This window comes from Streptomyces sp. NPDC008125 (genome assembly GCF_042957125.1).
Lineage (GTDB): Bacteria > Actinomycetota > Actinomycetes > Streptomycetales > Streptomycetaceae > Streptomyces.
Genome location: NZ_JBIBHR010000014.1, coordinates 181,218 through 202,461, shown reverse-complemented (window position 1 = coordinate 202,461; position 21,244 = coordinate 181,218). Strand labels below are relative to the sequence as shown.

The 21,244-nt window shown below is 71.8% G+C and carries 14 protein-coding genes; 10 read left to right on the top strand and 4 right to left on the bottom strand.

Annotated elements, in window-relative coordinates; translation table 11 throughout:
• Positions 1-100: 100 nt before the first annotated feature.
• Positions 101-1,213 carry a substrate-binding domain-containing protein gene (locus tag ACFZAX_RS24125; RefSeq protein ID WP_390964054.1) on the bottom strand — a complete coding sequence of 371 codons (1,113 nt, stop codon included), beginning with the start codon at positions 1,211-1,213 and terminating at the stop codon, positions 101-103.
• A 438-nt stretch (positions 1,214-1,651) separates the two neighbouring features.
• On the opposite strand from ACFZAX_RS24125, the gene hisC reads away from it, so the two are divergent.
• The 5 genes from hisC (at position 1,652) to ACFZAX_RS24100 (ending at position 11,333) form a co-directional block, all read left to right on the top strand.
• Positions 1,652-2,731, top strand: coding sequence for a histidinol-phosphate transaminase (gene hisC / locus ACFZAX_RS24120; RefSeq protein ID WP_390964053.1), 1,080 nt, complete (start codon positions 1,652-1,654; stop codon positions 2,729-2,731).
• 538 nt (positions 2,732-3,269) lie between these two features.
• Positions 3,270-4,781 (top strand): cytochrome ubiquinol oxidase subunit I, encoded by a 1,512-nt coding sequence (locus ACFZAX_RS24115; protein ID WP_390964052.1) that lies wholly within the window; start codon positions 3,270-3,272, stop codon positions 4,779-4,781.
• Positions 4,782-4,798: 17 nt separating this feature from the next.
• Positions 4,799-5,800 (top strand): cytochrome d ubiquinol oxidase subunit II, encoded by a 1,002-nt coding sequence (gene cydB / locus ACFZAX_RS24110; protein WP_390964050.1) that lies wholly within the window; start codon positions 4,799-4,801, stop codon positions 5,798-5,800.
• A gap of 111 nt (positions 5,801-5,911) precedes the next feature.
• A complete protein-coding gene (gene cydD, locus ACFZAX_RS24105) occupies positions 5,912-9,463 on the top strand; it encodes a thiol reductant ABC exporter subunit CydD (RefSeq protein WP_390964049.1) in 3,552 nt (1,183 codons plus the stop codon).
• Between the two features lie 85 nt (positions 9,464-9,548).
• Positions 9,549-11,333: a GAF domain-containing protein gene (locus ACFZAX_RS24100; protein WP_390964048.1), complete on the top strand. Its 1,785-nt coding sequence runs from the start codon at positions 9,549-9,551 to the stop codon at positions 11,331-11,333.
• 127 nt (positions 11,334-11,460) lie between these two features.
• Here ACFZAX_RS24100 and ACFZAX_RS24095 read toward each other — a convergent pair whose 3' ends face one another.
• On the bottom strand, positions 11,461-12,324 hold the full coding sequence (locus ACFZAX_RS24095) for an HAD hydrolase family protein (RefSeq protein WP_390964046.1): 864 nt from the start codon (positions 12,322-12,324) through the stop codon (positions 11,461-11,463).
• A 275-nt stretch (positions 12,325-12,599) separates the two neighbouring features.
• Between ACFZAX_RS24095 and ACFZAX_RS24090 the strand changes: the two genes are divergently transcribed.
• Positions 12,600-13,502: an LLM class flavin-dependent oxidoreductase gene (locus ACFZAX_RS24090; RefSeq protein ID WP_390964045.1), complete on the top strand. Its 903-nt coding sequence runs from the start codon at positions 12,600-12,602 to the stop codon at positions 13,500-13,502.
• A 163-nt stretch (positions 13,503-13,665) separates the two neighbouring features.
• Here the strand turns inward: ACFZAX_RS24090 and ACFZAX_RS24085 are convergent, their stop codons facing one another.
• Entirely contained in the window at positions 13,666-14,208 is a 543-nt protein-coding gene (locus ACFZAX_RS24085; RefSeq protein WP_390964043.1) for an RNA 2'-phosphotransferase, read from the bottom strand.
• Between the two features lie 711 nt (positions 14,209-14,919).
• Positions 14,920-16,710 (bottom strand): SDR family oxidoreductase, encoded by a 1,791-nt coding sequence (locus ACFZAX_RS24080; protein WP_390964042.1) that lies wholly within the window; start codon positions 16,708-16,710, stop codon positions 14,920-14,922.
• A gap of 555 nt (positions 16,711-17,265) precedes the next feature.
• Between ACFZAX_RS24080 and ACFZAX_RS24075 the strand changes: the two genes are divergently transcribed.
• Genes ACFZAX_RS24075 through ACFZAX_RS24060 form a run of 4 tightly spaced genes read left to right on the top strand, consistent with a single transcriptional unit; the run spans position 17,266 to position 20,895 of the window.
• Positions 17,266-18,333, top strand: a complete 1,068-nt coding sequence (locus ACFZAX_RS24075; protein ID WP_390964099.1) for an ATP-binding cassette domain-containing protein — start codon at positions 17,266-17,268, stop codon at positions 18,331-18,333.
• Positions 18,323-19,237 carry an ABC transporter permease gene (locus tag ACFZAX_RS24070; protein ID WP_390964041.1) on the top strand — a complete coding sequence of 305 codons (915 nt, stop codon included), beginning with the start codon at positions 18,323-18,325 and terminating at the stop codon, positions 19,235-19,237. Before ACFZAX_RS24075 ends, ACFZAX_RS24070 begins: the two co-directional genes overlap by 11 nt.
• Positions 19,234-20,145, top strand: coding sequence for an ATP-binding cassette domain-containing protein (locus ACFZAX_RS24065; RefSeq protein ID WP_390964040.1), 912 nt, complete (start codon positions 19,234-19,236; stop codon positions 20,143-20,145). The genes ACFZAX_RS24070 and ACFZAX_RS24065 overlap by 4 nt, the downstream gene beginning before the upstream one ends.
• A gap of 30 nt (positions 20,146-20,175) precedes the next feature.
• Positions 20,176-20,895: an ABC transporter permease subunit gene (locus ACFZAX_RS24060; RefSeq protein WP_390964039.1), complete on the top strand. Its 720-nt coding sequence runs from the start codon at positions 20,176-20,178 to the stop codon at positions 20,893-20,895.
• The last annotated feature ends 349 nt before the right edge of the window (positions 20,896-21,244 follow it).

Genomic DNA, 21,244 nt, shown 5'->3' with positions numbered 1-21,244 from the left:
CGCCCATCATAGGAACGCGGATCGCCCCGTGTGACGCACCAGGGGCGGTGAATCCGGGCGGGTGCGCCGTTCACCTGTCCATTGGTCCGGATTAATCCGTTCAGTCCCTGCTCGGAGAGCGTGGCGCGCTGACCGTCGTGCGGGGCGGCCGGCGCTGCGAGGAGGTCCGGACGATGAGCTCGGTCGGTATCACCTGCTCGACCGGACCGTCGTGTTCGACACCCTCGATCGCGTCGATGAGGAGTTGCACCACCGCGGTCCCGATACGGCGCGGTTTCAGCGAGAGCGTCGTGATGGGCGGCTCGGTGGTGGCGTAGACCGTGGACTCGCTGCAGCAGACCAGCAGCAGGTCTTCGGGGACGCGCAGGCCGTACCGGCGTGCCGCCGCGAGCAGGTCGGTGCCGTTGGGGTCGAAGAGGCCGTAGACGGCGTCCGGCCGGTCGGGGCGGGCGAGCAGCCGGTCGGCGGCGACCGCACCGGCGCACGGGTCGTGGGCCGGATAGGACTCGTACACCGGATCCTGGCCCACGCGCTCGCACCAGTGCAGGTACGCGGTGGTGGAGAGCCGGGTGTACGTGTCGGTCGTGGTGCCGGTGAGCAGCCCGATCCGCCGGGCGCCGGCCGCCGCGAGGTGGTCGAGGAGGTCGAGCACGGCCGCGCGGTGGTCGTTGTCGACCCAGGCGGTGACCGGGAGCGATCCGGCGGGCCGTCCGTCGGAGACGACCGGCAGGCCCTGCCGGACCAGTTCGGTGACCACCGGGTCCTGGTCCGAGGGGTCGATCACCACGGTTCCGTCCAGGGCCACGTTGGACCAGACGTCGTGGCGCGAGGTGGCGGGCAGGATCACGAGGGCGTACCCCCGGGCGAGCGCGGCCGAGGTCGCGGCCCTCGCCATCTCCGCGAAGTACGCGAACTCGGTGAAGGTGAAAGGTTCATCCCCGTACGTGGTCACGGTCAGGCCGATCAGGCCCGACTTGCCCGTGCGGAGCGTGCGGGCCGCGGCCGAAGGGCGGTAGCCCAGGCGCTCTGCGACCTCGCGGACGTGGCGGCGGGTGGCGTCCGGGAGCCTGCCCTTGCCGTTGAGCGCGTCGGAGACGGTCGTGATCGAGACCCCCGCGGCGGCGGCCACGTCGCGGATTCCCGCGCGTCCTGGCCGGCCGCTGCGCCGGGGGGTCTCCGTCCGGCTCACCTGGTGCTTCCCTGCTGCTGTCATGGCGAGCCGATAGTAGGGCTCAGGAGGCCTGGTGGGCCGGACGCATATGCAACTGTTGACAGACACGTTTCTGCAAGGTCATAGAGGAACGATTACCTTGCAAAACAAGGAAGTTGGCGGCGACCTGCCGGATGTGTCATGTATCCATCGGGCTGAGTCTGGTCACGGAGTGGTGGCGGGAGGAGCCCTCAACTCACCACTTCGAGGGACGCGCGCTACGGCGCGAGCCACCGGCGCGCGACGATACGTACGTGCGCCCCCGGTGGAGAGGCCGGTGGAGACGCGTGCCGACCGGCCCCGTGGACGGCCCCGTCGACGGGCGTCCCGGACGAGTCCCGCGGAGGGGCCCGAGCGGCAGGTCGCTCCGGACGGCTCTCATAAGCTGAGACGCATATCTGTGCGTCGATTCTGTGCGTCGATGGTCGAGGAGGACCTGTGGTGAGCGAGAAAAGCCCCAAGCTGCGCCCCGAGCTGGATGGCGTCCCCGCCTATGTGCCGGGCAGGGCGGCCTCCCAGGACGGGCCGGTCGCCTTCAAGCTGTCCTCCAACGAGAACCCCTATCCGCCGCTGCCCGGGGTGCTGGAATCCGCGATGGCGGCCGCCTCGGAGCTCAACCGCTACCCGGACATGTCCTGCGCGGGCTTGATGGACGAGCTGGCCGACCGGTTCGGCGTGCCCTTGGAGCACCTTGCCACCGGTACCGGATCGGTGGGCGTGGCGCAGCAGTTGCTTCAAGCCACGTCCGGCCCCGGCGACGAGGTGATCTACGCCTGGCGCTCCTTCGAGGCCTATCCGATCATCACGCAGATCAGCGGGGCGACCTCGGTGAAGGTGCCGCTGACCGACGGGGACGTGCACGATCTGGACGCGATGGCGGACGCCGTCACGGACCGGACGCGGCTGATCTTCGTCTGCAACCCCAACAACCCGACCGGGACGGTGGTGCGCCGGGCCGAACTCGAGCGCTTCCTCGACCGGGTGCCCTCCGACGTGCTGGTGGTGCTCGACGAGGCGTACAAGGAGTTCGTCCGTGACGCCGACGTGCCGGACGGCCTGGAGATCTACCGCGACCGGCCCAACGTCGCGGTGCTGCGCACCTTCTCGAAGGCGTACGGGCTGGCCGGACTGCGGGTCGGGTTCGCGGTGGCACACGAGCCGGTGGCGGCGGCGCTGCGCAAGACGGCCGTGCCCTTCGGTGTGAGCCGGATCGCCCAGGACGCGGCGATCGCCTCGCTGCGGGCCGAGGACGAACTGCTGGGGCGGGTGGGCTCGCTGGTGGCCGAGCGGAACCGGGTGCACCGCGGACTGATCGCGCAGGGCTGGACGGTGCCGGAGAGCCAGGCCAACTTCGTCTGGCTCCGGCTCGGCGAGCGTACGGGCGACTTCGCCGCCTTCTGCGAGCGGGCGGGCGTGGTCGTTCGGCCGTTCGCCGGTGAAGGCGTACGGGTCACGATCGGCGAGGACGAGGCCAACGACCTCTTCCTGAAGGCGGCGGAAACGTTCCGCGCGCAGCTGTAGCGGGGCTCGCGCCGTGTGACCCCGGTGCCGTGTGACCTCGGTGTCGTGTGACCCCGTGCGGTGCGACCCGTGCGGTGCGACCCTGCACCGTGCGGCCTCGTGTCCGCGGCTGCGCACAGTCCTTGCGCGCAGCCGCGGGCACGGTTGCGGGCGCGGTGAGGAGCGCACCTTCCGCCCCCATGGCCCCGGCTCCCGGACTCTTCCGCGGAGCCGGGGCCACGGGTGTGAGGGATCCCACTCGTCCCGTTCCGCTGCCTGTCGCTCCCCGTCACTGTCCGAAAAGTGTCGGTGCTCCGGTTCTGCTCGGCGCCCGGTGGGCAGCTTCGGAGTGGAAAACCCGGCCGGCTGCCCGTCGACCACAGCTCCTCGGGGTCGCCGCTCTCAGGGGACCCCCCGTTCGAAGATCCGGAAGCGTGTGCGCCATACTCTTGCTTGTGAATGTGAACGCGTTCACAAGCGCACCCGTTTGATCCCGTAATGGGAGGGACCAAGCGGGCGAACCGCGGCTGTCACTACGGCGACGTAAGGAGACGACGACGTGGAACTTGCTCTGGCGCCCGAGACGATGGCGCGCTGGCAGTTCGGCATTACGACCGTCTACCACTTCCTCTTCGTCCCCATGACGATCTCCCTCGCCGCACTGACGGCGGGGCTGCAGACGGCATGGGTCCGGACCAACAAGGAGAAGTACCTCAAGGCCACCAAGTTCTGGGGCAAGCTCTTCCTGATCAACATCGCGATGGGTGTCGTCACCGGCATCGTCCAGGAGTTCCAGTTCGGCATGAACTGGTCCGACTACTCGCGGTTCGTCGGTGACGTCTTCGGTGCGCCGCTCGCCTTCGAGGCGCTGATCGCCTTCTTCTTCGAGTCCACCTTCATCGGTCTCTGGATCTTCGGCTGGGACAAGCTGCCCCGGAAGATCCACCTGGCCTGCATCTGGATGGTCTCGCTCGGCACGATCCTCTCCGCGTACTTCATCCTGGCGGCCAACTCCTGGATGCAGCACCCGGTCGGCTACCGCATGAACGGGAAGCGCGGCCGTGCCGAACTCACCGACTTCTGGCAGGTGCTGACGCAGAACACCGCGCTCGCCCAGTTCTTCCACACCATCACGGCCGCCTTCCTCGTCGGCGGTGCTTTCATGGTCGGGATCGCCGCATTCCACCTGGCACGGAAGAAGCACATCCCGGTCATGCGGACCTCGCTTCGGCTGGGGCTGATCACCGTGGTCGTCGCCGGCCTGCTGACCTCGATCAGCGGCGACGTGCTCGGCAAGGTGATGTTCAAGCAGCAGCCGATGAAGATGGCGGCGGCCGAGGCGCTCTGGGAGGGCCAGGAAGGCGCGCCGTTCTCGATCTTCGCGGTGGGCGACGTCTCCGAGGGCCGCAACGACGTGGAGATCTCGGTCCCCGGAGTGCTCTCCTTCCTGGCCGACGACACCTTCACCTCGTACATTCCGGGCATCAACGAGCTGAACCAGCAGATGCAGGAGAAGTACGGGCCCGGGGACTACCGGCCCAACATCCCGGTCGCCTTCTGGGGCTTCCGCTGGATGATCGGCTTCGGGATGGCCTCCTTCGGCCTCGGCATCCTCGGACTCTGGCTGACCCGGAAGAAGTTCATGCTGCCGCCGGCGATGCGGACCGGCGACGACGAGGTGCCGCATCTGGTCCTCTTCAAGAACAAGGCCCTCAGCCCGAGGTTCACCAGGCTGTACTGGCTGGTCGCGCTCTGGACCTTGCTCTTCCCGCTGATCGCCAACTCCTGGGGCTGGATCTTCACCGAGACCGGGCGGCAGCCCTGGGTCGTCTTCGGGGTCCTCAAGACCAAGGACGCCGTCTCTCCCGGGGTCTCGCAGGGCGAGGTCATCGCCTCCCTGATCGCCTTCACCCTGATCTACGCGATCCTCGCGGTGGTCGAGGTCAAGTTGCTCGTGAAGTACATCAAGGCCGGCCCTCCGGAGCTCAGTGAGGACGACCTGAACCCGCCCGCCACGATCGGCGGCCACGACGCCGCCGACGCCGACCGGCCGATGGCCTTCTCGTACTGAGAGGAAGGAGCGGAACGATGGAACTCCACGACGTCTGGTTCGTCCTCATCGCCGTCCTCTGGACCGGCTACTTCTTCCTGGAGGGCTTCGACTTCGGCATCGGGGTCCTGACCAAGGTGCTGGCCCGCGACCGCAAGGAGCGGCGGGTCCTGATCAACACGATCGGGCCCGTCTGGGACGGCAACGAGGTCTGGCTGCTCAGCGCCGGAGGCGCCACCTTCGCGGCCTTCCCCGACTGGTACGCCACCCTCTTCTCCGGCTTCTACCTGCCGCTGCTGGTCATCCTGCTCTGCCTGATCCTGCGGGGCGTCGCCTTCGAGTACCGGGCGAAGCGACCGGAGGAGCGCTGGCAGACCAACTGGGAACACGCGATCTTCTGGACCTCGTTGATCCCCGCCGTCCTCTGGGGCGTGGCCTTCGGCAACATCGTGCGCGGCGTCAAGATCGACGCGCACATGGAGTACGTGGGCGGGTTCTGGGACCTGCTCAACCCGTTCGCGCTGCTCGGCGGGGCGGTGACGCTCACTCTCTTCACCTTCCACGGCGCGGTGTTCGCGGCGTTGAAGACGGTCGGGGAGATCCGCGTCCGGGCCCGGAGGTTCGCCCTGCGGCTGGGGTTCCTCACCGCGGTGCTGGCGCTGGGCTTCCTGATCTGGACGCAAGCGCGTACCGGAGACGGCTGGTCGCTGCTCGCGGCGGTCGTCGCCGTCCTGGCGCTGGCCGGCGCGATCGCGGCCATCGCGGCGGGACGTGAGGGCTGGTCGTTCGCGCTCTCGGGTCTCACCATCACGGCCGCCGTGGCGATGCTCTTCCTGGCGCTCTTCCCGGACGTCATGCCGTCCTCGCTGAACAGCGCGTGGAGTCTCACCGTCACCAACGCCTCGTCCACGCCCTACACGCTCACGATCATGACCTGGTGCGCGGGGATCGCCACGCCCCTGGTCCTGCTCTACCAGAGCTGGACGTACTGGGTGTTCCGCAAGCGCATAGGCACCCAGCACATCGCCGACACGCACTGAGAGCCCTGCCCGGCGGCGGCCCGACCGGTCGCCGCCGGGCACGGTCTCCGAGTACGCGTCGCCACCGGTCGCCCGGCGAACCGGCGGCACCGACCTCAGGGGATGTTTCACGTGAAACCGATCGATCCGCGTCTCTTCCGGTACGCCCGTGCCACCCGCTTCTTCCTCGTCGCCGTGGTGGCTCTGGGCGCCGTGGGTGCGGTGCTGGTCATCGCTCAGGCGATGCTGGTGGCCGAGATCGTGGTCGGTGGGTTCGAGGACGGGCTGGGTGTCTCCGGTCTCCGTACGCCCCTGGTCCTGCTGGCCGCCGTCGCGGCGGGCCGGGCGCTGGTCGCCTGGCTCACCGAGCTGGCGGCGTACCGGGCGAGTGCGGCGGTCAAGTCCGAGCTGCGCGGCCGGCTCCTGGAGCGGGCCGCACAGCTCGGTCCTGCGTGGCTGGACGGACAGCGCACCGGATCGCTCGTCGCCCTCGCCACCCGGGGCGTCGACGCGCTCGACGACTACTTCGCGCGCTATCTCCCGCAACTCGGCCTCGCGGTGGTGGTGCCCGTCGCCGTCCTCGCGCGCATCGTCACCGAGGACTGGGTGTCGGCCGCGATCATCGTGGTCACGCTGCCGCTCATCCCCGCCTTCATGATGCTGATCGGCTGGGCCACCCAGTCCCGGATGGACCGGCAGTGGAGGCTGCTCTCGCGGCTCTCCGGCCACTTCCTGGACGTGGTCGCCGGGCTTCCCACGCTCAAGGTCTTCGGCCGGGCCAAGGCCCAGGCCGAGTCGATCCGGAGGATCACCTCGGAGTACCGGCTGGCGACCGTACGAACCCTGCGGATCGCGTTCCTCTCCTCCTTCGCGCTGGAGCTGCTGGCCACCCTTTCGGTGGCCCTGGTCGCCGTCACCATCGGCATGCGGCTGGTCCACGGCGAACTCGACCTGTACATCGGCCTGCTGGTACTGATCCTCGCCCCCGAGGCGTATCTGCCGATCCGCCAGGTCGGCGCGCAGTTCCACGCGGCGGCCGAGGGACTGTCGGCCGCGGAGGAGATCTTCGCGGTGCTGGAGACCGAGCGTCCGGCGGTCGGTACGGCGGACGTGCCGGAGTCGCTCCGTATCGAGCTGGACGGGGTGACCGTCCGGCGCCCGGGCCGGAGCGAGCCCTCGCCGGCCGGTGTCTCGCTGGTGGTGGCGCCGGGGGAGACCGTCGCACTGGTCGGCCCGAGCGGGGCCGGCAAGTCCACGCTCCTCGACGTGGTCCTCGGGTTCACGGCGCCGGACGAGGGGACCGTACGGGTGGGAGGCGTGGATCTCGCCACCGTCTCGCCCGAACGCTGGCGCGAGCGCATCGCCTGGGTCCCGCAACGCCCGGTCCTCTTCGCCGGAACCGTCGCGGAGAACGTGCGCCTCGCCCGGCCGGACGCCGACGACGCCGCCGTGGAGGCCGCCCTGCGGGACGCGGGCGCCCACGGGTTCGTCACCGCGCTGCCCGAGGGCGAGCGAACCCTCCTCGGAGAGGACGGCGCCGGGCTCTCCGCCGGGCAGCGCCAGCGTCTCGCCCTGGCCCGCGCCTTCCTCGCCGACCGTCCGGTGCTGCTGCTCGACGAGCCGACCGCGAGCCTGGACGGCGGGACGGAGGCGGGCATCGTGGAGGCCGTACGGCGGCTGGCCGAGGGCCGTACCGTCCTGCTGGTCGCCCACCGCCCCGCACTGCTGCCGCTGGCCGACCGGGTCGTGACGCTGGAACCTGCCGTGACGCCGGCACCGGCCGCGGCCGGACCGCAGACCGGTCGGGCGGAGGCGCCCCGACGGGCCGTCCCGGGCCCCGTGCGCCCGCCCGCCCCCGCCACGGCGACCAGGGCTCCTGCGGCGCTCCGGGAGACCCCTGCCCGCACGGGCAAGGTGCTCGCCCGCATCCGCGAGGCGGCGGGCGCCCGCCGCGGGCGCCTCGCCCTCGCCCTGCTGCTGGGCAGTCTCGCGCTGGGCTCCTCGGTGGGGCTGATGGCGGTCTCCGGCTGGCTGATCTCCCGCGCCTCCGAACAGCCCCCGGTGCTCTACCTCATGGTCGCCGTCACGGCGACCCGCGCCTTCGGTATCGGCCGCGCCTTCTTCCGCTACGCCGAACGCCTCGTCTCCCACGACACCGTGCTCCAGCTCCTCGCCGAACTGCGGGTCGCCGTCTACCGGGGACTGGAGCGCGTCGCGCCCGCCGGACTGCGCACCACCCGCCGGGGCGACCTGCTCACCCGGCTGGTGGCGGACGTCGACGAGCTCCAGGACTACTGGCTCCGCTGGCTGCTCCCCGCCGGTACCGCCGTGGTCGTCGGCGCGGCCTCCGCCGGTTTCCTCGGGCTGCTCCTCCCGGAGGCGGGCGTGGTCCTCGCCGTGGGCCTGCTTCTCGCCGGAGCGGGCGTGCCGCTGGTCAGCGGCGCGGTCGCCCGCCGGGCGGAACGCCGGCTCGCCCCGGCCCGCGCCGACCTCGCCGTCCGGGTCACCGACCTCCTCGGCGGAACCGCCGAACTGACCGTCGCCGGTGCCCTGCCCTCGCGCACCGCGCGGGTGCGGGAGGCGGACGGGGTCCTCACCCGGATCGCCGCCCGTGCCGCCTCCGCCACGGCCCTGGGCGGCGGCCTCTCCTCGCTCCTCTGCGGGCTGACCGTGGTCGCCTCCGCGCTGGTGGCGCTGCCCGCCGTGCACGACGGCCGGCTCGGCGGCCTGGAGCTCGCGGTCGTCCTGCTCACCCCGCTCGCCGCCTTCGAGGCCGTGAACGGGATGCCGCTCGCCGTGCAGTACCGCCGACGCGCCCGCCGGAGCGCGGAGCGGGTGTACGAGGTGCTGGACGCCCCCGTACCGGTACGCGAACCCCCCGCCCCCGCCCCGGCCCCCGCGACCCCGTTCCCGCTGGAGGCACGGGGCCTGACGGCCCGCTACCCCGACGCGGACCGGCCCGCCCTGGAGGCGGTCGACCTGACCCTGGAGCAGGGGCGCCGGATCGCGGTCGTGGGCCCGTCCGGCTCCGGCAAGACCACCCTCGCGCAGGTCCTGCTCCGCTTCCTGGACGCGGAGAGCGGCACCTACCGGCTCGGCGGCACGGACGCCTCCGCGCTCGACGGCGACACGGTCCGTACGTACGTCGGGCTCTGCGCCCAGGACGCGCACGTCTTCGACAGTTCGGTGCGGGAGAACCTGCGGCTCGCCCGCACCGACGCCACCGAGGAGGACCTGCGGGACGCGCTCGCCGGGGCGCGGCTGCTCGACTGGACCGACTCGCTGCCGGACGGCCTCGACACCCTGGTGGGCGAACACGGCGCCCGGCTCTCCGGCGGTCAGCGGCAGCGCCTCGCGCTCGCCCGCGCCCTCCTCGCCGACTTCCCCGTCCTCGTACTCGACGAGCCCGCCGAGCATCTCGACATCGCCACCGCCGACGCCCTGACCGAGGACCTGCTCGACGTCACCCGGGGACGTACCACCGTGCTCATCACCCACCGCCTGGCGGGCCTGGACGCGGTGGACGAGATCCTGGTGCTGGACGGCGGCCGGGTGGTCCAGCGCGGTGCGTACGCCGAGCTCGCCGCGGTGGACGGACCGTTGCTCCGGATGCTGGAGCGCGAACGCGAGGTCGGCCTCCGCGTGGTCCGCCCGCCGGAACCGGCCCGAACGGCCCACGTCTGAGAAGCGCCGGGACCGGCGTACCCGGACCGGAGAAACGAGGCAATCCCGACTTTCCGTGCGCGGGGTCCCTCCGTACGCTCGACGCATGGCAGAGCGGCAGGGGCACCAGGGCGCGGGGAGCCGGGGCGGGGCGGACGGGGACGGGGACGGGCCGAGCCGGAGCGCGTGGGATCCCGAGGCCCTCGAAGCCGCCGCCCGGGCCGCCAGCGATCTGGGGGGCCTCTCCCCGGAGCTCACCGCCCGCGTGCCGCAGTTGCTGGAGGCCATGCGGTCGGTCGGTACCGGGCTGGACCTGCACTCCACGCTCGACCGCATCTGCGAGACCGCCGCCGAACTGGCCCACGCCCGGTACGCCGCGATCGGCGTCGTGGACGAGTCCGTCGACGGGCTCCTCGACTTCGTCACCCACGGCATGTCGGAGGAGCAGGCGCGCAGGATCGGGCGGCCTCCGAGCGGGCACACCGGACTCCTCGGGGCGCTCATCCACGAGCCGGCTCCGGTGGTGCTGACCGATCTGACCACCGATCCGCGGTACGCCGGATTCCCGCCGGGCCATCCCCCGATGCGCACCTTCCTGGGCGTCCCCATCCGCGTCCAGGGGCAGATCTTCGGCAATCTGTACCTTGCCGAGAAGCACCACGGCGGCACGTTCAACGACTACGACCTGCACATGGTCCGGGTACTCGCCACGGAGGCGGGCATCGCCATCGGCAACGCCCGCCTCTACGAGGCCGCCCGCCGGCGCGAACGGTGGATCGACGGATCGGTCGCTGTCACCACGGCCCTGCTCGCCGGCGGGGACGCGGACGACGCCCTGAGCGTCGTCGCCGAACAGGCCCGCAGACTCGCCGAATCGGCCGCCGGCGCCGTACTGCTGCCGGTGGGAAGGAACGGGGCCGACGGACTGGAGGTCGTGGCGGTCGCCTCGGACGATCCGTCCACCTCGCTGGGCGTGATCATCGGCCCCGAGAGCCCGGTCATCTCCGCGCTGCTGGCCGGGGAGCCCGTCTTCGTCGACGACGCCGCCACCGACCCGCGCCTGATCAGCCGCGCGTCCGAACGGTACGGCCCGAACATGCTGCTGCCGATGCGCAGCGGCGGCCGGATGCTCGGCGCCCTCTCCATGCCCCGGAAGCAGGGGCAGCGCCCGTTCAGCGAGGCGGAACGGACCCTCGCCGCGCAGTTCGCCGCGCAGGCCGCGCTCGCCCTGATGATGGCGGAGGCGCAGCGCGACAGGGAGCGCCTCGCGGTGTACGAGGACCGCGACCGGATCGCCCGGGACCTCCACGACCTGGTCATCCAGCGGCTGTACGCCACCGGGATGATGCTGGAGAGTGCCCAGCGCCGTTCGGTGGTGCCGGAGGTACGGGAGGGCGTCGGCCGCGCCGTGGACGAGCTGGACACCACCATCCAGGAGATCCGCACCGCCATTTTCGCCCTCCAGCAGGAGCCGGCCGAGGCGCCGTCCGGACTGCGTGTCCGGGTGCTGCGCGAGCTCAACATGGCGGCGGTCCCTCTCGGCTTCACGCCCTCGCACCGCTTCCTCGGGGCGATCGACACCCTGGTGAGCGAGTCCACCGGGAAGAACCTGATCGCCGCCCTGCGCGAGGCCCTCTCCAACGCTTTCCGGCACGCCCGGGCCTCGGTGATCGACGTGGTCGTCGACGCCACGGCCACCCTGCCGGACGGGCGGGATGCCGTCCGGCTGACCGTCTCCGACGACGGGGTCGGCATCCCGGAGGGCGGTCGACGGAGCGGGCTGCGCAATCTGGCCCGCCGGGCGGAGTCGCTGGGCGGAGCCAGCTGGTTCGGCCCGGGCCTCGGGGAGGGCGGCGGCGGCACGTCGGTGACCTGGGAGGCTCCCCTCTGAAGGGCCCGGGGGACTCGGCCGGCGCGTACGGGGTCGGCGGGGCCGGCGCGTACGGGGTCGGCGCGTACGGGGTCGGCGCGTACGGGGTCGGCGGGGCCGGCGGCCAGGGCTCCGGCGGGCGCGGGCTTCAGCCGGAGGCGAGGAGGCGTTCGAGGACGACCGCCACCCCGTCCTCCTCGTTGGTGAGCGTCCGTCCCGACGCGGCGGAGACCGCGGCCGGGTGGGCGTTGGCCATCGCGTACGAGGTGCCGGCCCAGTTCAGCATCTCGACGTCGTTCGGCATGTCCCCGAAGGCGACGACCTCCTCGGGGAGCACCCCGCGCTCCGCGCAGTACTCCGCGAGCGTGCGGGCCTTGGAGACGCCCGCACCGCCGGCCTCCAGCAGGGCGGAGGGGCTGGACCGGGTGAAGGACACCCGGTCCCCGGCAGCCTCGCGGGCCAGGGCGAGGAACGCGTCGGGGGCGATCGCGGTGTGGTGGGCCAGGAGCTTCAGCACCGGGGCGCCCGTGCCCGGTGTCTGCTCGGCCAGCAGCTTCTCGACGGGGGCGACCACCGCCCCGGGGTCCTGGCGGAACGGCGGGTAGAGCGGTTCGTGGTGGAAGCCGGTGGTGAACTCCACCGCGAACGAGGTGCCGGGCGCGGCGGCCCGTACCCGGTGCGCGACGTCGAGCGCCTCCGCCCGGCCGAGCGGGTGGACCTTGATCAGTCGGCCGCCGGCGCTCAGGTCGACCACGGCGGCGCCGTTCGCGCAGATCGCCGTCCCGTGCCCCGGCAGATGGGACACCACCGCGTCCATCCAGCGGGGCGGGCGCCCGGTGACGAAGAGGACGTGCACGCCCGCCCGTTCGGTCGCCGCGAGCGCGGCGATCGTGCGCGACGACAGGGTCTTGTCGTCGCGCAGCAGGGTGCCGTCCAGATCGGTGGCTATCAGCCGCGGCACGGCGACAGGCGGTGCTTCGGTAGGCGTGGTCACCGGTCCATTCTCCCGCATTCGGCGCACGGGCGTGCGGGTGGGCGCACATATGAGAGACGCGCGCCTCTGAACTGCGGGATAGGCCGTTGGCATATGCCAAGGCGACGGGCCGCGATCTTGGCGGGGGCCTGCGGGCTTGAGCAGGCGGGAGCGGCCCGATGCGGTGGGTTTGGGCCGTCGGACCGGCCGGGGGGCGAGAGCACGTGGCGCATCCGGTGGTGGGCCGGCGGGGGCGGTCCCCACCGGGCGGCCTCGACCCGGTGGGGCCGGGGCGGGGGACGTAGGCTCGGCCCATGAGCCTGCGCCTGAGTACCGTGATCCTCCCTGTCGACCGCTGGCACGAGGGGGGCCGTGCGAAGTGGCAGCGCGCCGAGGAGCTCGGTTTCCACGCCGCGTACACCTACGACCACCTCTCCTGGCGTTCGTTCCGGGAGGAGACCTGGTTCGGGGCGCTCCCGACACTGACGGCGGCGGCCGTGGTCACCGGGACCATGCGCCTGGGCACCCTCGTGACCTCGCCGAACTTCCGCCACCCCGTGACGCTGGCCAAGGAGCTGATCTCGCTCGACGACGTCTCGGGCGGCCGGGTCACCCTCGGGATCGGCGCGGGCGGCAACGGCTTCGACGCCACGGCGCTCGGGCAGGAGCCGTGGACGCCGCGCGAGAGGGCCGACCGTTTCGGCGAGTTCGTACCGCTGCTGGACCGACTGCTCACCGAAGGCGCGGTCTCGCAGCAGGGCACCTTCTACACGGCCGAGGAGGCCCGGAACATCCCCGGCTGCGTCCAGTCGCCCCGGCTGCCCTTCGCCGTCGCCGCGACCGGACCGCGCGGGCTGAAGCTGGCCGCCCGGTACGGCCAGGCGTGGGTGACCACGGGCGACCCGAAGCTGTTCGAGGACGGCACGCCCGAGCAGTCGGTCGAGGCGTTGCGCGGCCAGATCGAGAAGCTCGGCAAGGCGTGCGTGGACACCGGGCGGGACGTCGCGGAGCTGGACAAGATCCTGCTCACCGCGTTCACCCCGGACCGCAACCGCCCGTTCGAGTCGGTCGACGCCTTCGTGGACTTCGCCGGCCGCCACCAGGAGCTGGGCTTCACCGAACTGGTCGTCCACTGGCCGATCCCGGACTCGGACTTCGCCACCGACCCGGCCGTCTTCGAGCGGATCGCCACCGAGGCCCTCGCCCAGCTGGGCTGACCGGCGGCCGGTGCACGGGAGCCGTTGTGCGTGGGCGGTCGTACGGAGGCCGGTGCGGGGGGCCGGTCCACGGAGGCGGCCGTACGGGCTGCGGACGGTGGCCGGCACGGCCCCCGAGTCCGGGCAGGCGCTGCGTGCGCCCGCTCCCTTCGCCTCTCGCCCGTCAGCCCTGGAAGCGCAGGTACTCCGGCGGGACGGAATCCGCCAGCCACACCCCGTTGGCGCTGACGCGGAAGACGTGACCGGCGCGGCGCATCGCCGCCGCGTCCACGGAGAGCACCACGGGCCTGCCGCGCCGTGCCCCGACCCGGGTGGCCGTCTCCCGGTCGGGTGAGAGGTGGACGTGGTGGCGGGCCATCGGACGCAGCCCTTCGGTCCGGATCGCCGCCAGGGACCGGGCCACCGTGCCGTGGTAGAGGAACGGCGGCGGCTCGGCCGGGGGCAGGTCCAGGTCGACGGCGACGGTGTGACCCTGGTTGGCGCGCAGCCGGTCCCCCTCCAGGGTGAAGCGCTGCTTGTCGTTCACCGCCACCACGTGTTCGAGTTCGGCCCGGGTGATCGGGAAGTGGTGACGGGCCGCGGCTGCCAGCAGCTTCGCCACATCCACCCATCCGTTCGGGTCGAGTGTCAGCCCGATGCGTTCCGGCTGATGCCGCAGGTGCTTGGATAGGTACTTCGACACCTTCACGGTGCGTCTGTCGTCCATCCCGCCAGAGTGCCCGGCCCCTTCCGCCGGTGCATCCGGATTTTCCGAGCGCCGGAAACTGGTGAGTCCGCCGGTGTTTGATCCACAAGCAACTTGACTTATCCACAGGGTATTTGGCGAATCTGTGGACAACGGACTTGCGGAGTGACGCCTTTGGTCAACTAGATTACTGAATAGGCTAGATATCCCATTTGTCAGCAAAAGGGTATCTCCACGACTCCAGTTCTGGACTCCCCGTCAAAGCGCCGGCTCCGGAGTGCGACCACGTGCCATGCAGCACAAGCCGCTTGCGCGAAGGGAGGAACCGTTCCTTCCGTCCTGCTCGCCGGTGACGTGCTCCTGGCGCGCCCGCCGTGTGGACAACGCCCGGATCAGCTTCATCGCGGCGAACAGCTCATAGTCTGAACGCCGTTCTGTCCACAGGATGCCGTCCACGCCTGGGGAAAGCCGCATCCCGGGGTCGTGGTCTCCACCACGGCCCGTCCCAGCCACGCGGCTCGCCCGAGGCGGGCGAGCCGCTCGGCCGGTTCCGGTCGTGCGAGGCGTCTGGTGACGACCGAAGACCCCGAACTCGTCCCCCTCGCAGCTCGGATGACCCGGCACGAAGCCAAGTCCGCCACCGAAGGCGCCGGTAGCCCGCACCCCGGTCCTGCGGTCACGGGCCCGGCGCCCACCGGACGAGCGGGGGTGACTCACCCGACTCGGCCTCGCTCAGCGGTTTTTGCGGAGTGACTCCGTACCGCCCCGGAACAGGCGGCGGAGACCTGTCGGACGTCCGGGGACCAGGACGAGAGCCCGGTCGTGGGCCACCGCTTCCAGCACGGCCTCGGCGACCTGCTCCGGCGTACGGCCGCGAGAACGGCGTGACGGGGCGACAGCGTCCGCGTCAACGCCGTTGGATGCCGCGCCCGTTGTCGAGGCGCCCGCCGCGACACCCGCTCCCGCACGCGCCCCGGCTTCGCCGGCCCCGGCGCAGACCGCTCCCGGCCGTACCGCACTCACCGAGACGGTACGCGGCGCCAGTTCGGCCCGCAGTCCCTGGCTGAGAGCCAGGACGGCCGCCTGTGCCGTGCCGTACGTGGCGGCCCCCGGTGCCCGGCGCGCCGGGCCGGGGATGCTCGGGAGCACGTTGACGATGTGGCCGCCCTGCCCGCGCTCGGCCATCGGCCCGCCGAACACCCGGCAGCTGTGGACGACCCCCAGGAACCCCGCGTCGAGCAGGCCCCGCCACTCCTCGGACGTGGTCTCCAGGAAGGGCCCGGAGGGCGCCTCGCCCGCGAGGTTGACCAGCACGTCGACGGTGCCGTACTCCGCCGCCACCTTCGCGCCGAGCTTCTCCATCGCCTGCTCGTCGCCCGGTTCGGCGGTCTCCGCCCAGGCGGCCGGTGCCCCGACGAGCAGCGACGTCTCCGCCGTACGGGCGGCGCCCGCCGCGTCCTGGTCCACGGCCACCACCCGCGCCCCGGCCCCGGCGAACGCCAGGGCGGTGGCCCGTCCGATCCCGCCGGCCGCGCCCGTCACCAGCACAAGCCGGCCGGCGAACCGGTCCGCGTACCGGCCGGGCCCCACCGGCTCCGCCGACGGTGTACGGGCGGCCTTCGCCGAGGGCTCGTTGGCGGCCACGAACTCCGAGATCCAGGAGACGAGCTGGTCGGGACGGGTTCGCGGAACCCAGTGCTGGGCGGGGAGCCGGCGCCGGACCAGGCGCGGAGCCCACTGCTCCAGGTCGTCGTAGAGGTACTCCGACAGGAAGGCGTCACCGGTCGGGGTGATCAGCTGCACCGGTACGTGCGCGTACGCGTCCGGGCGCGGCCTGCGCAGCCGGGTACGGACGTTGTCGCGGTAGAGCCAGGCGCCGTGGGCCGCGTCCCGGGGCAGCGAGGCGGTGGGGTAGTCGCCCGCGGGCACCTTCTCCAGGCGCTCCAGGATGCGTGGCCACCGGCGCCCCAGCGGTCCGCGCCAGGCGAGTTCGGGCAGGACGGGGGTGTGCAGGAGGTAGACGTACCAGGACTTGGCGCCCTGTCCGGCGAGCTGGACCACCCGCCGGGGGGTGGGCCGGGTCATACGGCTCCGGATCCAGTGGCCGAAGTGGTCCAGCGACGGCCCGGACATCGAGGTGAAGGAGGCGATCCTGCCCTTGGTCCGCTCGACCGTGGCGAACTCCCAGGACTGCACCGAACCCCAGTCGTGGCCCACCAGATGCACCGGCCGGCCAGGACTCACCTCATCCAGCACGGCGAGGAAGTCGTCGGTCAGCTTCTCCAGCGTGAAACCGCCGCGCAGCGGCTTCGGCGCGCTCGAACGGCCGTGGCCGCGTACGTCGTAGAGCACCACGTGCCACTGCTCGGCCAGCGCCGGAGCCACCCGCGACCACACCTCCTTGCTGTCCGGATAGCCGTGCACCAGCACCACGGTGGGCAGGTCCGGATTGCCCAGCTCGGCCACGCAGAGCTCGATGCCGCCCGTGCGTACCCAGCGCTCGCGCGCTCCCGGCAGTTGCATCCCGCCACCTCTCCTCGGTCGGGCGCCGCTCGTGCGCCGCCCGTCTTCCTCGGCCCCGGCTGCCCGGACCCGACGTCCGGGCAGCGCACTCGGCGAGCTGTACGCGCCAGTAACGTGACACTGAAGAATGTGACCAGGCCGGCCGAAGGGTCAAGGGGGCAGCCCCGCCTGTGGAGAACCGCCTGTGGAGAACCGTCTGTGGACAACCGCGCGTGGACAACCGCCCGTTGACAACCGCGCGTGAAAAAACGTCCGTTGACAACGGCCCGTGGACAACCGCCCGCGGAGAACCGGAAGGCGGAGGGGGCCGTCGGTCCGCCGAGGCGCACGCCGATTCCCGCGGGTCGCCCCACCGCACCGCTCGCCGAGACCCGTCGGCCGTTCCACCGCCCGTGGACCCGGGTCACTCCTCCGCCCGACGCCCCTACGGGTCTCTACAACTCAAGTGTGACGTGTATGCGACCGTCAGGTCTGACGACCTGGGATGCCCGCGCCACTACCGTCGTCGAGGTGACTGTGATCGCGCTGAACGCCTTGAGCAAGCGGTACCCACGGGTGACCGCTCTTGACCGGCTCTCCTTGGACATCGGACCGGGCGTGACCGGCCTGGTGGGTGCCAACGGGGCCGGCAAGTCCACCCTGATCAAGATCCTGCTGGGCCTCTCTCCCGCCACCGAGGGCTCTGCCTCGGTACTCGGGCTGGACGTCGCCACGCACGGTGCCGCGATCCGGGAACGGGTCGGGTACATGCCGGAGCACGACTGCCTGCCGCCGGACGTCTCGGCGACCGAATTCGTCGTCCACATGGCGCGGATGTCCGGCCTGCCGCCGACGGCGGCCCGGGAACGCACCGCCGACACCCTGCGCCACGTCGGGCTCTACGAGGAGCGCTACCGCCCCATCGGGGGCTACTCGACCGGCATGAAGCAGCGCGTGAAGCTGGCCCAGGCGCTGGTCCACGACCCGCGGCTGGTGCTGCTCGACGAGCCGACGAACGGCCTCGACCCGGTCGGCCGCGACGAGATGCTCGGGCTCATCCGCCGGGTGCACACCGACTTCGGTATCTCCGTGCTCGTCACTTCGCACCTCCTGGGCGAGCTGGAGCGCACCTGTGACCACGTCGTCGTCATCGACGGCGGCACGCTGCTCCGGTCCAGCTCCACCAGCGAGTTCACGCAGACCACCACCACTCTCGGGATCGAGGTCACCGACAGCGACACCCACCCGGACGGCACCGACGCGCTGCGCCGCGAGCTCCTCGGGGCCGGTGTGAAGCTGATCGGGAGCGACGGCGTCGACACCGGCGGCCTGCCGGGCGCCGGTCACATCCTGCTCGTCGAGGCGACCGGCGAGGAGACGTACGACCTGGTGCGCGACAGCGTGGCCGGTCTCGGTCTCGGGCTCGTCCGCATGGAGCAGCGCCGCCACCACATCGCCGAGGTCTTCCGCGCGGGCGAGAACGCTCAGCCGGACCCGGTCCCGGCGGTCGCCGCGGCAGCGTCCGGCCCGGCCCCCGGAGTCGTACCGCAGGCCCAGTCCGGGATCCCGGCACCCGGGTCCGTCCATCAGGTTCCGGCACCCGGGGCCGTACAGCAGAAGGGGAGCGGTCCCGATGAGCACTGAGACCAGGGCCGGAGGCGCGCTGCCCGGCGACGCCTCCCGCATCCACGACATCGGCTACCGCTCGTACGACGGCCCGAGGCTGGGGCGGTCGTACGCCCGCCGCTCGCTCTACGTCCAGTCCCTCAAGGGCGCGTTCGGGCTCGGGCGGTCGGCCAAGTCCAAGGTCCTGCCGCTGCTGATGCTGGCGGTGATGTGCCTGGTCGCGGCGATCATCGTGGCCGTGTCGATGGCCGCGCCCGGCGCCACGAAGCTGGTCGTGAAGTACACCTCGTACGCGATCTTCCTGCAGGCCGTCATCGGTCTGTTCGTGGCCTCGCAGGCCCCGCAGAGCGTCTCGCGGGACCTGCGGTTCCGGACGGTTCCGCTGTACTTCTCGCGGCCGATCGCGCACGCCGACTACGTCCTGGCGAAGCTGGCGGCGATGGCGACCGCCGTCTTCGTGCTCACCGGGACGCCGCTGCTCATCCTCTACGCGGGCTCGCTGCTCGCGAAGTTCGACTTCGGCGACCAGACCGGCTGGTTCGCCCAGGGACTGGTGTCGGTGGCCCTGCTGTCCGTGCTGTTCGCCGCGCTCGCGCTGGTGGTGGCCGCGGTGACCCCGCGCCGCGGCTTCGGTGTGGCGGCGGTGATCGCCGTGCTGACCATCACGTACGGAGCCGTCTCCACGATCCAGGCCATCGCCTACTCGACCGGGACCGACGGGGCCGTCGCCTGGTTCGGGCTGTTCTCCCCGATCACGCTCATCGACGGGGTGCAGACCGCGTTCCTCGGCGCCACCTCCGCCTTCCCCGGCGGAGAGGGCCCGGGGGCCGCGCTGGGCGTGGTCTATCTGTTCGTTGTCCTCGCGCTCATCGCCGGCTCGTACGCCGCTCTGCTGCGCCGCTACCGGAGGGTCGGGCTGTGACCACCATCGAGATCGACCACGCCTCCCGCTGGTTCGGGAACGTCGTCGCCGTCAACGACGTGAGCATGACGATCGGCCCGGGGGTCACGGGGCTGCTCGGACCCAACGGCGCGGGCAAGTCCACACTGATCAACCTGATGGCCGGATTTCTCGCTCCCTCCACGGGCACGGTCACGCTCGACGGGCGCCCGATCTGGCGCAACGAGCCGGTCTACCAGGAGATCGGCATCGTCCCCGAGCGGGAGGGCATGTACGACTTCCTGACCGGCCGCGAGTTCGTCGTCGCCAACGCCGAACTGCACGGTCTGGGCGCCGCGCAGGCGGCGCGCGCGCTGGCCACGGTGGAGATGGAGTACGCGCAGGACCGCAAGATCCAGACGTACAGCAAGGGCATGCGCCAGCGCGTGAAGATGGCCTCGGCGCTCGTCCACGACCCTTCGGTTCTGCTGCTGGACGAACCGTTCAACGGCATGGACCCCCGCCAGCGGATGCAGCTGATGGATCTGCTGCGGCGGATGGGCGCGGAGGGACGCACCGTGCTCTTCTCCTCCCACATCCTCGAAGAGGTCGAGCAGCTCGCCTCGCACATCGAGGTGATCGTGGCCGGCCGGCATGCGGCCTCCGGCGACTTCCGGCGGATCCGCCGGCTGATGACGGACCGCCCGCACCGCTATCTCGTGCGCTCCAGCGACGACCGCGCGCTGGCGGCGGCCCTGATCGCCGACCCGTCGACGGCCGGGATCGAGGTCGACCACCAGGAGGGCGCGCTGCTGATCCAGGCGGTCGATTTCGGCCGTTTCACCACGCTGTTGCCGCGGGTGGCGCAGGAGCGCGGCATCCGGCTGCTGGCCGTCTCGCCGTCCGACGAGTCCCTCGAATCGGTCTTCTCGTACCTCGTATCGGCCTGAGTAGTGGCCAGAAAGGAGCTGTGAAGCGTCATGTACGACCCCACAGTCGCCCGGCTCACCTACCGGGCCCTGCTCGGCCGGCGCCGGGCCGCCATCCTGTTCGTCCTGCCCGCGCTGCTGATCGCGATCGCCCTTGCCGTACGGGTCCTGGCGGGAGCCGACGACCAGATCACGTCGGACGTCCTCGGCGGCTTCGCCCTCGCCGTGATGGTCCCGCTGATCGGTGTCATCGCGGGCACGGGGGCCATCGGCCCCGAGATCGACGACGGTTCGATCGTCTACCTGCTGGCGAAGCCGGTGAAGCGCCCCACGATCATCTTCACCAAACTGATCGTCGCGATCGCCGTGACGATGGTCTTCTCCGCGCTGCCCACCCTGATCGCGGGGCTCATCCTCAACGGCAACGGACAGCAGATCGCGGTGGCGTACACCGTCGGGGCGCTGGTCGCCTCGATCGCGTACAGCGCGCTCTTCCTGCTGCTCGGTACGGTCAGCCGGCACGCGGTCGTGCTCGGCCTGGTCTACGCGCTGGTGTGGGAGGCCCTCTTCGGCAGCCAGGTGCCCGGGGCGCGCACGCTGAGCGTGCAGCAGTGGGCGCTCGCCGTCGCCGAGAAGACCGGCGCGGAGGGCGCGATCACCGCCGAGGTCCAACTCCCGCTCGCCACCGTGCTGCTGGTCGTGGTGACCGTCGGAGCCACCTGGTACGCGGGCCAGAAGCTGCGGACGCTCAAGCTGGCCGGCGAGGAGTGAGGCGGCAGGCCGGCCCGTGAGGCGGCCCCGCGCGGGACAACCCTCGTCCGACGGACGGGGGTTGTCGTGTTCTCCGGCCCCGTCGGCAGGCTGCCCCGGAGGGCAGCCCCGTGAGCGACCGTTCCCCTCGCGTGACCGCGCATGTGCCGGGTCGTTGGGCCGGATGCGTGGAGGCAACTGGAATCCGTGACGACGACGCGTACGTGAAGCAGAGGAATGCCGGCCCCGGGGAATGCCGGCCCCGGTGCGTGAGCACCGTGGAAGCCGGCCATCGAGCACGTGGCAGCCGTGAGCGACCTCCGCCCCTGAAGCCCGGGAGAGGGCCGTCCCCCGGTGTTCCGGCGTACGG

What these genes read in the sequence shown, in the direction of transcription:
- ACFZAX_RS24060 (WP_390964039.1), top strand. Translation starts at nt 20,176, where the DNA reads ATGTACGACCCCACAGTCGCCCGGCTCACCTACCGGGCCCTGCTCGGC.
- ACFZAX_RS24085 (WP_390964043.1), bottom strand. Translation starts at nt 14,208, where the DNA reads ATGGACGACAGACGCACCGTGAAGGTGTCGAAGTACCTATCCAAGCAC.
- ACFZAX_RS24080 (WP_390964042.1), bottom strand. Translation starts at nt 16,710, where the DNA reads ATGCAACTGCCGGGAGCGCGCGAGCGCTGGGTACGCACGGGCGGCATC.
- ACFZAX_RS24100 (WP_390964048.1), top strand. Translation starts at nt 9,549, where the DNA reads ATGGCAGAGCGGCAGGGGCACCAGGGCGCGGGGAGCCGGGGCGGGGCG.
- ACFZAX_RS24090 (WP_390964045.1), top strand. Translation starts at nt 12,600, where the DNA reads ATGAGCCTGCGCCTGAGTACCGTGATCCTCCCTGTCGACCGCTGGCAC.
- ACFZAX_RS24125 (WP_390964054.1), bottom strand. Translation starts at nt 1,213, where the DNA reads ATGACAGCAGCAGGGAAGCACCAGGTGAGCCGGACGGAGACCCCCCGG.
- ACFZAX_RS24070 (WP_390964041.1), top strand. Translation starts at nt 18,323, where the DNA reads ATGAGCACTGAGACCAGGGCCGGAGGCGCGCTGCCCGGCGACGCCTCC.
- cydB (WP_390964050.1), top strand. Translation starts at nt 4,799, where the DNA reads ATGGAACTCCACGACGTCTGGTTCGTCCTCATCGCCGTCCTCTGGACC.
- ACFZAX_RS24095 (WP_390964046.1), bottom strand. Translation starts at nt 12,324, where the DNA reads ATGCGGGAGAATGGACCGGTGACCACGCCTACCGAAGCACCGCCTGTC.